Genomic DNA, 11636 nt, shown 5'->3' with positions numbered 1-11636 from the left:
AATACGGATGCCGGAAAGCGATAGCGAAACGGGTCGTGATTAGTTCTCGTCGGTGCCATTGACTACACCGCCGTCCGCTGTGGCACGCATCTCGGCGCCGGACAGTTCTTTCAGTTCGTGGTCCGGCAGTGCGAGCGAGACGATCAGACTCATCCCGAGGACGACGACACCGACGAGGAAGACGACGTGAAAGGCGTCCACGGGTGCCTGGATTTTCCCTTGAAGCTGTGGCGAAAGCTGGTGGATGGTCCGTGGGCTCTGTGAGACGACGCTCGCATCGACGCCTTTCGGAAGCACGTCTGCTAGTTCGTTGATCAGTTTTCGGTCGAAGACGATACCGAACTCGGAGACCCCGAGCGCGCCGCCGAGGTCCCGTCCGAAGCTGTACAGCGAACTCACTTCGCCGATATCACTGCCGCTCACGGCGCTTATCGACATCCGAGCACAAGCGATACACGGCGCGGAGTACAGGGACCGCATGGGTCGGATCGAACGTATCCGGCGAATCGAACTTTCGGTCGTCGCGGTTGGCGGAACCGATCTACGCGACGACGTACTCTCCTCGATGGTGCGTCCTCGGTGCTGAGCGCCGCGGGTGGTCGTTCCAATCGAGCTTCGTTCGTTTTTTTTTTTGCTTATTCATCAACCAAACGTTCGGCTGGCAATTGCGTTCGACGATATCTCGGTGCAACTCGACACCGCATCGAGGGTGGCTGTCGATGGGAGCGACCCGTGTTCCTCCGAAGAGAAAAACGATCGAACGGAGAGCTACAACACCCTAATTATACAAATGATCCATTATTAAATTAATTTCTAGTATATTCAATTAATTATATTAATAGTCAAAATATAGTCTGTGCTGGAGTATGAAAGACGATTCGTCCGCGGAACACAGCAGCAAACGCACCGATAGACGAACAGTTCTCAAGGCCGGAGCAATCGGGGTGACGGGTCTCGTCGCCGGGTCCGGATTCGCCAGCGCCGAAATTTCCCCGTCCGGCACAGCCCCTCGCGGAAGTAACGTCCACGCCGCAACGGCGGTGAACGGGAAGTCGGTTTCCGAGAAGCAGCGCCACGAACTCCGGAAGCGTGCCGTTCGCGACTACGAGCGGAAAAACGGCCGCTCGTTGGACGCGATTCCAGCAGGGACGCACGAAGATTCGCCGGGAGCGGTCGTGGCGTACGCCTTCGGTTTCGATGCAAACGGGAGTGCCCACGAGTACGTCGGACTCGCCGATGAAGAGACCACGCACCTGGAAGCGCAATCGGGACGTGCCGAAGCGCTGATTCACGACCGGTTCACCCGGCGAACCGCGGAACTCGCCTCGGACATCGCTGTTTCGGAACAACGAGCGACCACGGAGTCCAACCAGACGATTACCAACACACAGAACATGTCGCAGTTCGCAAAACACCGGTTGGAGTACGCATTGGACCCTTACGGTGTGGCCGGAATGACGAACTACTGGTACACGAGCACGAAGCAGGACGAAAAGGAGGCACACGCGTTCCACACCCCTGCCGGGTTCGAACCGGGGACCAGCGCGTTCGACTCCGAATACGAGAACGATTGGGGCCGCGTGCAACACCGGTGGGACGAGGGCGAGATGAACGCGGACGTCGATTACGGGCAGTGGGAACCGTACGGAACCAAGAGCGGGTCCACGTCGAAAGGGTACTCGATAAGCGTGAGCATCGGGTACCAGACGGGCTACGTCACGGCCGGATTCTCGTGGACCTACACCCAACCGAACGTCGAAGTGGTGGACGAATCCTCCGCGTACAACGAGTACAACCAGTGGCAGTTGAAGATAAACGCCGATTGGGGCGACGATACGCGTACCAATTTCGTCGGCTTCAAACCGTCCAGTCTGGTCACGATAGACAACTGGGAACCGTCGATGGGCGAAAAACAGATCACCAAACAGGAGGTCTCCGCCCGGTTCGACAACGGCGAGGACCACTTCAAGCGATTGTACTCGTGGTACGGCCCCACGCTGTACCCCGCCTAAGCGGGAGGGGATTCCACTACCGGCGTCGATTCGCCGCGGTGTGAACAGGCTGCACCCGATTAAAGCAGCCGTCCTCCCGTGCGACGAGATTGAACCCCCGTGTGAAAGTAACCTTCGTACACTGTCCGTGGCCCTTTGACGATTGACTAACCACTGGACACGCGAAGGCGAAATATTGCTGACGGTAAACAGTTCGAGGCGGATGGTGCGGCGAGGACGTTCGAGCGGTATCGCCGGCTCCTGTCCTCTCTCCGGGAAAATCCGAGAAATTACGATGGGCTACGGTTCGAACCATGTGACGGTGATTCTATAGAGCGATATATGATTCATGAGTTCGAGATTCGACAGCCTCGGTGCAGGAACATCGCAGTATGTGAACACGAATTCGCTCGAAAGTCGCGGTTCGGGAGAAATGTAGTCCCGCGACGCCTCACTGAAAGTCCGGTTCTCTACCTTCCAAAAACGCCGAGACGCCCTCCGAGTGGGCGGGCATGTCGTACGCTTGCGACTGAATCATCGTCTCGTAATCAAGCGCTTCGCGCCAGTCCTTTCCTAAATTCTCGTGGAGAGCTTGCTTCCCGAGTGCGATGGTGTGAGTCGGCTGTTCGGCCAGCGTATCAGTGAGCTCGGTGACTCGGATGTCGAGTTGTTCGTCGGGGACGGCTTCGTTCACGATGTCCAATTCGACTGCTTCGTCGGCCGAAATCAGCTCCCCAGTGAACGCGAGTTCCTTCGCCTTCCGCAGGCCGACAAGCCGCGGGAGGATGAACGTCCCGCCCATGTCGGGAATGAGACCGACGTTGATGAACGACGCCGCGAACCGAGCGGTTTCGGTGGCGTACGCGAAATCCGACGCCGTGACGAGCGCCATCCCGGCACCGACCGCGTCGCCGTTGACCTTGGCCACGACGGGAACCGGCGCGGAGAGCACCTCCGCCACCGCGCGCGAGAGCGTGTCGGTGACGCGTTCGTAGGCATCCCTGACGTTTTCCTCGCGTTCGGCCATCGACTCGATATCGCCGCCCGCGCTGAACGCCTTGCCCTCGCCGGTCAACACCACGGCGTCGTGGACGTTCGGGTCGCTCTCCGCGAGGATTTCGGCGAGTTCGCCCGCGGCCTCGGGCGTGAAGGCGTTTCGAACCTCGGGGCGGTCGAACGTTATCGTCCGGATGCCGTCGTCGTCGGAAACGTGCATACTTGAGTGGGTCGCCCCATGCACATTTAATTACTTCCCGTGTACAGTCGTGGTATGGATATCGAAGCGTTCTTCGAGGGAATGCCGTTTGCGGACCTGCTCGGCGTCGAAGTCACGGAGGCGGCGGATGGACACGCCGAGGGGCGACTCGAAATGCGCGAGGAACTGTCGTGGAATCAGGACCGACTCATGGCCCACGGCGGAGTCACGTTCACGCTCGCGGACACCGTTGGCGGCGCGGCGCTCGTCTCACTCAACGACCAACCGGTTCCGACCATCGATATGCGAATCGACTACCTCAGCGCCGGAACGGGCGACCTCTATGCTGAGGCCGACGTAGTGCGTAACGGGAGCGACGTGGGAACCGTCAACGTGAGTGTTTACGACGAGGACGACGAACACGTTGCAGAAGCGCGCGGCGTCTACAAGACGGGGTAGCACGATGAACCGATATCGAACCGACGTTCTGACGTCGTCGGGTTCGTTTCTCCGCTCGTGTCGGTAAATCGGTCATAATCTTTTATCCATTGGCGGTGCCAGTAGTTGGGGAATGGGAACTTCTGATTCGCCTGCACTCGATGCACCGATCCTTCGCGTTTCAGCCGGGGCGGGGCGCGAGGACGCGGAAGCAGTACTCGATGGTGCACGCGACGTAGCGGAAACGGTGGCGGTCGTCGATGTCGGTCCGGTCGGAATAGAGGGGTTGACCCCCCTTGTCTCAGTCACCGACGACGGAACGACCGCGTTTCACGCGAACTGTACCCCCGAGCACGCCCGGACCCTCGCCGAATCCCTTTCGGACGGAACCGTCGTGGAGGAGGACGCTCACGCCGTCGTGAGCCACGACGAGGGGCAAACGACGTTGCCGACGCCCGAAGACGGTCCGCTGTCCGTCGGCCGACGTGACGTCCTCGAACGATGCGGGTGGGTGGACCCGACGACGGCGGCGGGATACGAGGAGTTCGTCGCGACGGAGGCCGCCGACGCTCCCGAAGCCGTCATCTCGCAGGTCGAGACGATCGGCCTGTTGGGGCGCGGACGCGGCGATGCGAGAATGGACGAACCGGTAGCCGAGGAGTGGAGAATCGCCCGCGACACCGACGGCGAACCCGTAGTTGTCGTGAACGCCGGGGAAATCGACGACACGAACGACACGGACAGGACGTTGTTGGACGCCGACCCGATAGCCGTTCTCGACGGGGCAACGGCGGTCGCCAAAGCCGTCGGTGCAGAAGACATCATCGCCTACTTCCCCGAATCGGCCGTCGGAACGCGTGAACGGGTTCGAGAGGCGATGAACGCGTTCATGGACACGGACGCCGCGGCTGACGTTACGATTCGGACGGCAACCGGCCCGGACATGTACATGGCGGCGGAACCGACGATGGCCCTCGAAGCGCTTGAGGGTAACGACCGACTGGAGGCCCGCCTTCGTCCTCCGTCACCCGGCGAACACGGCCTCTACGGTCGGCCGACCGTCATCCACACGCCGCGGACGTTCGCACAGATCCGGCGAATCCTCCGTTCCCCGGACGCGTTCGACTCGGAGGACGCCGACCCTGGAACTCGACTCGTGACCGTGACGGGCGACGTTACGGCACCCGCGACCATCGAACTGTCGACCGGCGGCAGTCTGGAAACGGTTCGAGAAGCGGTCTCGCTCGACAGCCAGTTCAAGATGGCCTGCATCGGCGGGCAGTTCGGCGGCGTCACGCGCTCGCTCGACCGAACGCCGAGCGCCCCGGCGCTGACCGGCGCACACCTCGGGACCGACGGCGTCGTCGAACTGTTCGACCAGTCACGGTGTGCCGTGGCGACCGCAGGGACTCGCGCGCGGTTCGCCGAAGAGGAGAACTGCGGACGCTGTGTTCCCTGCCGCGAGGGTTCGAAGCAGTTGACGAACCTGCTCCGGGACGTGTACTCGGGCGAGTTCAAGGACGACATGCTCCGCGAACTCGGCCGCACGATGCGCGATACGAGCATCTGTCACTTCGGTCGAACCGCCTCCCGTCCCGTAACGACCGCGATGGACGAATTCGAACCCGAGTTCCACGCGCACGCCGAGGGCCGTTGTCCGACCGGTACGTGCGAACGGATGCAGTAGCTGGAGACTCGCCGAAATATATCGCATATCGCGATATAATCTTGGGCAATTCCAACGTTTGGGAGTGACCGCAGAAACTTACTCGCTCGTCCCATACGAGAAAACATGCCCGCGGGAATCGTCGTCGCCGGCGGACGCTCGACCCGATTCGGAAAACCGGACAAAGCGGTCGCTCCGCTGGCGGGAGTGCCGATGATTCGGCGCGTCGCCGACCGGGTCGCCGATGCCGTCGACGAACTGATCGTCAACTGCCGGGAAGATCAGCGTGCGGCTATCGCCGATGCGCTGTCCGGTTACTCGCTCCCATCTCGTTTTGCCGTCGATACCGACTCGGACACCGGACCGATGGCCGGGATTCGAACCGGACTCGCGGCCTGCGACCACGAGTACGCCGTCGTCCTCGCCTGCGACATGCCGTTCGTGGACCCGGAACTGGTTTCCTATCTGCTGAATCGAGCACGCGGTCGTGACGCCGCAGTACCTCGATTCGAGGGCTGGTTGCAGACGACCCACGCGGTGTACCGAACGGACCCGATGGTCGAGGCGTGTGATGCCGCTCTCGCCCGTGGCGAGCGGCGAGTCGTGGACCCGCTGCTCGAACTCGATTACGCCGTCGTCGGAGCGGACGACCTCCCCGAACACGGGTCGCTCTCCTCGTTCGAGAACGTCAACACCCGAGAAGAGTTCGAACGCGCCGAAGCCCGACTCGAACGGACCTGAAGTTTATATACGAGATGGGGGCCAGACCCTCTATCCGCCATCGAGCGCCGTGAAGCGATCCGCGGGAGTACGGCACACCGCTTCACGAACGACCGTGCCGTCTGTTCGCCCCATTCAGAGGTGCTGTCAGCGTTTACAGTGTCAATTTCTACCCGGGCTCCTACCGCTCTACCGATACGAAAGTGCTAGACGCTGCGGCTGCCGTAACGAGGACCGTCCGACGAAACCGAATGGACGCTATTTCGAACCGTTAGCTTCCGAACGGGACTCGGCGTCGTCCAATATGAGCAGCGGAATCAACGCGAGCAATAAAAATCCCGTCACGTAGCCGAGAATCTCCGCCCCGTCCGGGAGATGCTCTGCTTGCGAGATGGAGAGATAGCCGAGAGCGAGGAGGACGATTTCCGGCCGGGAGGGAACGTCTTGGAGCGACACGAGTGTGTTTCAGAGAACCGCGTATGAATCTTACTCGGAATTCGTGGCTGTTCGAAGAATCATACGGTTGCCCTCCTTCTCGTTTCATCTCTCGGTTTCCGAGTCCATTCGAACGGTGGATGTATGTCGGGTCACGCGAATATCTGCGTGAACATCGACCGTTCGGCGCGGTGGAGTCGCTCTAAAAACGCCGACTTGCTGATTCCCAGCTCGTCGGCCACACCGCTCGCGGTCGTTTCGCGTGGGACGCTGAAGTAGCCCGATTCCAATGCGGTTCTGAGCGCGCGTTCCTGTGCCGGTGTCACGTCCCACTGCTGGGCCACGACGTCCTCGTCCTCGGAACCGAGTTGGTGGACGCGTTCCAGTCGCATGCCGACCGTCTCACCGGCGGCGGCGAGGACCCCCTGGAGGACGTCGTGGCCGACGACCGCACCCGTAAACTTCGCGTTGCCGTCGTGATAGCGAACCGATTCTGCCATGAACCCGACGTTGGTCAGTTGGTGGACGACGCAGGCGTGTTTCGAGAGACAGCGGAAGTTCTGCCGGCCGTCCGTCGTGGAGACGTGTAGGTATCGGATTCTATCGTCTTCGTCGAGGACGTCGATGAGACCCCCGTTTTCTGTGGGGGCGCTAAATCGGAGGAGGGTGTAGCCGTCGTCGCGGTGTTGCGGTGGTTGACAATCGATTCGCGTCCCCGTCTTGCGTGATGCCTCGGCGAGCGGACAGTCATCGCCCGTCACGGCGAATTCGACAACGAGACACTCGTCAATCATGCCGTGATTGTAGGAGCCCTCCGTATTTAAACCCCGTCTATGGGCGGGCGAATTGGTATGGGTCGGGGTCGATAATTAACGACCATGGACATCGAGACAGTCAAGGAGCGGGCCGGACCCCGGCAGTTCAGTCCGAAGGACGACATGCCGGAGGAGTACCGGAAGGCGGCGACCCGGATGATTCAGTTCCACGCGAACTCCGAAATCATGGGCGCGTATCTCGAACGCCCCTTCATCCGACAAGCGCCGAGCCTCGACCGAAAACTCGCCTGCAGCGCGAAGGTACAGGACGAAATCGGCCACGGGCAACTCCTCTACCGGGCCGCCGAATCGCTCGGCATCAAGACCCGCGACGAAATGCTCGACGAGTTGGCGAACGGGGAGGGGAAGTTCCTGAACTGTTTCCACTACCCGATGGAGAACTGGTGGGAGACCCCGATGATCGCCTTCTTCGTGGACGGCGCGGCGATGCGCCGGCAGGCGACGCTGAAGCGTACGAGTTGGGAACCCTACGCGCACGCCATGGACAAGGTGTGCTTCGAGGAGGGCTTCCACGTCAAGCACGGCGAGGACATCATGCGCGAACTCTCCATGGGGTCGAAGAAGGAACAGGAACTCATGCAGGAGGCCTTCGAGGAGTGGTGGCCGCGCATCATCCAGTTCTTCGGGCCGACCAACGACAAGAGCACGCATCACGACTTCTCCGCCGACGTCGGACTGAAGACGATGTCGAACGACGATCTCCGCAACGCGTTCCTCAACGCCTACATCCCGAAGGCGAAGAAGTACGGACTCGAAATCCCCGACGAACCGCGTATCGAGCGCGACGAGGAGACGGGCACGTACAAGGTGCGCGAAGACGACCTCGACTGGGACGAGTTCTTCAAAATCGCGAAGAACAGCTACGAACCCGGCATCGGCCAGATAAACGGCCGCAAGAACGCACAGGACGCAGCGGAATGGGTCCGTACGGTACTGGACGACTGGGAATCGAGCGGTTCGAACACGCCGGTGGCGGCCGATTAACATGATCTGGGAAGTGTTCCGACAGGAAGAAGCGGGGAAGTATCACACCCACTGCGGAAACGTTCACGCGCCGGATCGCGACATGGCGCTCATGTTCGCCCAAATCCAACACGGGCGGCGCAAGCCGACCAACAGCCTCTGGGTCGTCCCGAAGGACGAAATCGGCGAGGTCGATGCCGACGAAACCGCCTTCGGCGGGACGACGGACAAATCCTACCGCTGGGTGATGGCGTACAATCGCATCGACTCCAGTTTCGCACAGGAAATCGAGGACTCCGAGAGCGAACAGGAGGACGCAGACCGACGACGGAGTGAGGCATAATGTCGGCACAGCTCGCGGGACCGGACGAACTGAGCGATGAGGAGCGAGCGGCCGTCGAGGATCTGCTTCGCCGACTCGCGGACGACGAACTCGTCCTCGCCGAGCGCTACACCGAATGGCAGGTTCGATCCCCGACGTTGGAATCCGACCTCGCCATCTCGAACATCGCACAGGACGAACTCGGTCACGCTCGACTCTGGTACGACCTGTTACAGGACTTCGGCTACACGGAGGCCGAACTCATCTTCGAGCGCGACCCCGCGGATTTCCGCCACTCGACGCTCGTGGAAGGACCGTTCGAAACCGGCGACTGGGCGGACGCCGTCGTGCGCGGGTACTTCTACGACGTCGCGGAAAAGCTGCGCCTCGAAGCCCTCGAAGACACGTCCTACCCGCGAATCGCTGACCGCGTGGCGAAGGTTCTCAGCGAGGAGAACTACCACCGCGAACACGCACAGAACTGGCTCGAACGGTTGACGAGCGACGACGAGGGAACGGAACGCATCCAGTCGGCCGTCGACCGACTGTTCCCGTACGCGTTGACGCTGTTCGAGGCGGGCGATTCGAGCGAGGACATCGACGAACTCGGAATCCGAACCGAGTCGCTCGACTCGATGCGTGACCAGTGGCTCGACATCGTGGTCCCGTTCCTCGCGTCGCTCGGCGTGGACCTCCCCGCCGAAGTCGAGGACGGCGACATCGACGAACTGCTCCCCGAGGACATCGGACGAGACGGAAGCCATACCGACGACTGGGCCGACCTTCACGACGAGATGACGCGGACCTACCGAGAACTCGGGCGAACCGAAGCCCACCGAATCATGCCGGACCCGGACAATGAGTAGTGACCCACAGGAGTTCGACATCGACTCCGAACCGACCGCGTGCACGTACACCGATTACTCGGAAACCGGCCGCTCGCCCGAAGACTTGCCCGCCACGGGCGAGGGAGCGACCGGCCTCGAACGACGCGTCTGGGACGCGTTGTACGACATCGAGGACCCCGAAATGCCCATCAGCATCGTCGATTTGGGGCTGATTTACGGGGTGGAGTGCGAGACACCGGAAGAGTCCCGTGACGAAGACGGCAACGCCGCCGGAATGAATGTCGCCGTCATCATGACGCTGACCTACACCGGATGCCCCGCCCGAAAGATGCTGACCGAGGAGATCGTGGACGAAGTGGCGTCCGTCGACGGCGTCGCCGACGCGGACCTCGAACTCGTCTGGAACCCGCCATGGTCCATCGAGATGGTGACCGAACAGGGCAAAGACGACCTCAGGGAGTTCGGACTGAGCATATGAGACGACTCGACCCCAGCGTCACGACGAGCGGCGAGGATAGCGGTGCGGAGTGTCCCTATTGTGGTTCGACGGACACCCACAGGGAACATCCGAAGGGGCCGTCGCTCTGTCGGTCGATGCATTACTGTAACGGCTGTGAGCAGCCGTTCGAGAAGTTCGAGTAGGGGTTTTGTTCGTCCCGACGAAAGGACGTGTTGATGGGTCCGCATCCGGGGATATGAACGGTGTTAACATAACCCTTTTCGCAGTCCGAAGAAAGGTCCCGAAAGCGGACGTATAGGAGAAGTGGCCATCACGTTTTTTCCGCCGTCCGTTGCAGTCCGTCGTATGTCCGCAGATACACCGACACGAGAGGAATTGCGCCGCGGAATGACCGTCGAAATCGAGCAGACGAACGCCGAGAACGCGGACGAGGCCGAGCCGCTTCGCGGCGACATCGCCAAGGTCCTCTCGGAGGAACACAGCGAACCCGGCGGCGTGAAGGTGGAACTGGAGTCCGGGATTACGGGCCGCGTCAAACGCATCGCTCCCGACGAGTAGCTACCGAGATTCGAGGGACAGCAACCGCTCTTTCAATCCGAGTCGATTCTCCTCGCCGCCCGAAAAACCGCCCAAACCGCTTGCACCGACGATGCGGTGGCACGGGACGACTAACGGGACCGGATTGCGGCCACAGGCCTGTCCGACCGCTATCGGTGCGGTGTCGAGGACACCGGCGATGTCGCCGTACGTTCGCGTCTCGCCGCGCGGCACCTCGGCCATCGCGGCCATAACCCGCCCGGTGAAGGAGTCGGGATACGTGACCGAGAGGTCGAACGCGTCCCGTTCGCCCGTGACGTACTCGTCCACTTGCTTCCGGATTTCCTCGGGACTTTCGGCGACGAGCGCGTCGTCGATCTCCATTTCCCAGTCCCACACGGACACGAACATCAGTGCCTCCTGAGGACCGTCACGGGTCGATGAAGCGTTCCCGGTTCGCAGTCTTCGACCGGGGCCGAGAGGTCGAAGCTATCGAACCATCCCACGTGGTCGAACTCGGTTCGTTCGAGGAGCATGCGGAACTCCTGTGGGGCGAACGTCTTTACGATGTACTCCTCGCGGAAGCGACGAGTGTCGTCGGGCGTTTCGACCCGCGTCGTCAGTGTCTGGCGAACCAACTGTTCGGTCGTGTGTATCGGTTCATGCTCGATGCCGAACCGAACCGTCGTCTCGCCTTTCCTCGTTTCCCACTCGCTCTGGGAGGAGGTTCCGCCGGCGAAGTCGATGGACCCGTCGATACAGTAGAGCGACCCCGGCGTCAGCGCGTCGGCCATCGAATCGAGGTGTGACAGTAGCGCCTCGTTCGAGTCGAGGTACAGCGACCCGAGCGCACAGAACGCGAAATCGACGTCGCTCGGGAGGATAAACTCCGCCATATCTCGTCGGAGGAACGTCGCTTCGATGTCGTTCTCGCGGGCCTTCTCGATGGAGTGTGCGATCATCTCCGTGGAGTTGTCCAACCCGGTGAAATCGTAGCCTCGGGCGTCGAATTCGAGGAGATACGGGGACGGTCCACAGGCGATTTCGAGGACGGAATCCGCTCGGTTCGAGCGCTCGCCGAATCGGTCGATACAGGCTTCGAAGAAGTCGACTTCGGCCGCCACATCGCGGAAATCGAACGCAATCTCGTAGTAGTCAGGATTCGCGTAGAGACCGGCCATAGGTTCCAACTCTGGTGACGGGTCTTAACTACTCGTATCAGGAC

15 protein-coding genes and 1 pseudogene are annotated in these 11636 nt (G+C 61.3%); 10 read left to right on the top strand and 6 right to left on the bottom strand.

Annotated elements, in window-relative coordinates:
• Positions 1-39 precede the first annotated feature (39 nt).
• Complete coding sequence (locus ACGYLY_RS06020) at positions 40-480, bottom strand: hypothetical protein (protein ID WP_395282511.1); 441 nt, start codon at positions 478-480, stop codon at positions 40-42.
• A gap of 386 nt (positions 481-866) precedes the next feature.
• On the opposite strand from ACGYLY_RS06020, the gene ACGYLY_RS06015 reads away from it, so the two are divergent.
• Entirely contained in the window at positions 867-2012 is a 1146-nt protein-coding gene (locus ACGYLY_RS06015) for a hypothetical protein (RefSeq protein WP_395282512.1), read from the top strand.
• Positions 2013-2442: 430 nt separating this feature from the next.
• Here the strand turns inward: ACGYLY_RS06015 and ACGYLY_RS06010 are convergent, their stop codons facing one another.
• Complete coding sequence (locus tag ACGYLY_RS06010; RefSeq protein WP_395282513.1) at positions 2443-3207, bottom strand: enoyl-CoA hydratase/isomerase family protein; 765 nt, start codon at positions 3205-3207, stop codon at positions 2443-2445.
• A gap of 54 nt (positions 3208-3261) precedes the next feature.
• Here ACGYLY_RS06010 and ACGYLY_RS06005 point away from each other — a divergent pair, with 54 nt between their 5' ends.
• From ACGYLY_RS06005 to ACGYLY_RS05995, 3 genes are all read left to right on the top strand, one after another.
• A complete protein-coding gene (locus ACGYLY_RS06005; protein WP_395282514.1) occupies positions 3262-3645 on the top strand; it encodes a PaaI family thioesterase in 384 nt (127 codons plus the stop codon).
• Between the two features lie 112 nt (positions 3646-3757).
• Positions 3758-5311, top strand: a complete 1554-nt coding sequence (locus ACGYLY_RS06000; RefSeq protein WP_395282515.1) for an NADH-ubiquinone oxidoreductase-F iron-sulfur binding region domain-containing protein — start codon at positions 3758-3760, stop codon at positions 5309-5311.
• A gap of 105 nt (positions 5312-5416) precedes the next feature.
• Positions 5417-6031, top strand: a complete 615-nt coding sequence (locus tag ACGYLY_RS05995) for a molybdenum cofactor guanylyltransferase (protein WP_395282516.1) — start codon at positions 5417-5419, stop codon at positions 6029-6031.
• A gap of 237 nt (positions 6032-6268) precedes the next feature.
• Here the strand turns inward: ACGYLY_RS05995 and ACGYLY_RS05990 are convergent, their stop codons facing one another.
• Positions 6269-6466, bottom strand: coding sequence for a hypothetical protein (locus tag ACGYLY_RS05990; protein ID WP_395282517.1), 198 nt, complete (start codon positions 6464-6466; stop codon positions 6269-6271).
• Between the two features lie 131 nt (positions 6467-6597).
• Positions 6598-7239, bottom strand: a complete 642-nt coding sequence (locus ACGYLY_RS05985; RefSeq protein WP_395282518.1) for a helix-turn-helix domain-containing protein — start codon at positions 7237-7239, stop codon at positions 6598-6600.
• A gap of 84 nt (positions 7240-7323) precedes the next feature.
• On the opposite strand from ACGYLY_RS05985, the gene paaA reads away from it, so the two are divergent.
• The 6 genes from paaA (at position 7324) to ACGYLY_RS05955 (ending at position 10432) form a co-directional block, all read left to right on the top strand.
• A complete protein-coding gene (paaA, locus tag ACGYLY_RS05980; protein ID WP_395282519.1) occupies positions 7324-8265 on the top strand; it encodes a 1,2-phenylacetyl-CoA epoxidase subunit PaaA in 942 nt (313 codons plus the stop codon).
• Position 8266: 1 nt separating this feature from the next.
• The gene (gene paaB / locus ACGYLY_RS05975; protein ID WP_231183321.1) at positions 8267-8587 is read left to right on the top strand and encodes a 1,2-phenylacetyl-CoA epoxidase subunit PaaB; all 321 of its coding nucleotides are present in this window, start codon (positions 8267-8269) and stop codon (positions 8585-8587) included.
• Positions 8587-9432, top strand: coding sequence for a 1,2-phenylacetyl-CoA epoxidase subunit PaaC (gene paaC / locus ACGYLY_RS05970; protein ID WP_395282520.1), 846 nt, complete (start codon positions 8587-8589; stop codon positions 9430-9432). The genes paaB and paaC overlap by 1 nt, the downstream gene beginning before the upstream one ends.
• The gene (gene paaD / locus ACGYLY_RS05965; protein WP_395282521.1) at positions 9425-9892 is read left to right on the top strand and encodes a 1,2-phenylacetyl-CoA epoxidase subunit PaaD; all 468 of its coding nucleotides are present in this window, start codon (positions 9425-9427) and stop codon (positions 9890-9892) included. Before paaC ends, paaD begins: the two co-directional genes overlap by 8 nt.
• Positions 9889-10056, top strand: coding sequence for a 1,2-phenylacetyl-CoA epoxidase subunit PaaE (gene paaE / locus ACGYLY_RS05960; RefSeq protein ID WP_395282522.1), 168 nt, complete (start codon positions 9889-9891; stop codon positions 10054-10056). Before paaD ends, paaE begins: the two co-directional genes overlap by 4 nt.
• Positions 10057-10219: 163 nt before the next feature.
• Positions 10220-10432 (top strand): DUF2196 domain-containing protein, encoded by a 213-nt coding sequence (locus ACGYLY_RS05955; protein WP_395282523.1) that lies wholly within the window; start codon positions 10220-10222, stop codon positions 10430-10432.
• On the opposite strand, the gene ACGYLY_RS05950 is transcribed toward ACGYLY_RS05955, so the two are convergent.
• Complete coding sequence (locus ACGYLY_RS05950) at positions 10433-10822, bottom strand: methylated-DNA--[protein]-cysteine S-methyltransferase (protein WP_395282524.1); 390 nt, start codon at positions 10820-10822, stop codon at positions 10433-10435.
• A 353-nt stretch (positions 10823-11175) separates the two neighbouring features.
• A pseudogene (locus ACGYLY_RS05945) lies at positions 11176-11592 on the bottom strand (class I SAM-dependent methyltransferase); the annotation flags it as partial.
• Positions 11593-11636: the final 44 nt, after the last annotated feature.

The sequence above is a fragment of the Haladaptatus sp. CMAA 1909 genome (assembly GCF_043952005.1).
Lineage (GTDB): Archaea > Halobacteriota > Halobacteria > Halobacteriales > Haladaptataceae > Haladaptatus.
The sequence above is the reverse complement of the archived record's forward strand: the minus strand, read 5'-3'. Positions and strand labels throughout refer to the sequence as shown.

Excerpts from the sequence above, each read along its gene's own strand:
- ACGYLY_RS05985 (WP_395282518.1), bottom strand. The coding sequence starts at position 7,239 with ATGATTGACGAGTGTCTCGTTGTCGAATTCGCCGTGACGGGCGATGAC.
- paaC (WP_395282520.1), top strand. The coding sequence starts at position 8,587 with ATGTCGGCACAGCTCGCGGGACCGGACGAACTGAGCGATGAGGAGCGA.
- ACGYLY_RS05995 (WP_395282516.1), top strand. The coding sequence starts at position 5,417 with ATGCCCGCGGGAATCGTCGTCGCCGGCGGACGCTCGACCCGATTCGGA.
- paaA (WP_395282519.1), top strand. The coding sequence starts at position 7,324 with ATGGACATCGAGACAGTCAAGGAGCGGGCCGGACCCCGGCAGTTCAGT.
- ACGYLY_RS05955 (WP_395282523.1), top strand. The coding sequence starts at position 10,220 with ATGTCCGCAGATACACCGACACGAGAGGAATTGCGCCGCGGAATGACC.
- ACGYLY_RS06010 (WP_395282513.1), bottom strand. The coding sequence starts at position 3,207 with ATGCACGTTTCCGACGACGACGGCATCCGGACGATAACGTTCGACCGC.
- ACGYLY_RS06015 (WP_395282512.1), top strand. The coding sequence starts at position 867 with ATGAAAGACGATTCGTCCGCGGAACACAGCAGCAAACGCACCGATAGA.
- ACGYLY_RS06005 (WP_395282514.1), top strand. The coding sequence starts at position 3,262 with ATGGATATCGAAGCGTTCTTCGAGGGAATGCCGTTTGCGGACCTGCTC.
- paaD (WP_395282521.1), top strand. The coding sequence starts at position 9,425 with ATGAGTAGTGACCCACAGGAGTTCGACATCGACTCCGAACCGACCGCG.
- ACGYLY_RS06000 (WP_395282515.1), top strand. The coding sequence starts at position 3,758 with ATGGGAACTTCTGATTCGCCTGCACTCGATGCACCGATCCTTCGCGTT.
- paaE (WP_395282522.1), top strand. The coding sequence starts at position 9,889 with ATGAGACGACTCGACCCCAGCGTCACGACGAGCGGCGAGGATAGCGGT.
- ACGYLY_RS05950 (WP_395282524.1), bottom strand. The coding sequence starts at position 10,822 with ATGTTCGTGTCCGTGTGGGACTGGGAAATGGAGATCGACGACGCGCTC.
- paaB (WP_231183321.1), top strand. The coding sequence starts at position 8,267 with ATGATCTGGGAAGTGTTCCGACAGGAAGAAGCGGGGAAGTATCACACC.
- ACGYLY_RS06020 (WP_395282511.1), bottom strand. The coding sequence starts at position 480 with ATGCGGTCCCTGTACTCCGCGCCGTGTATCGCTTGTGCTCGGATGTCG.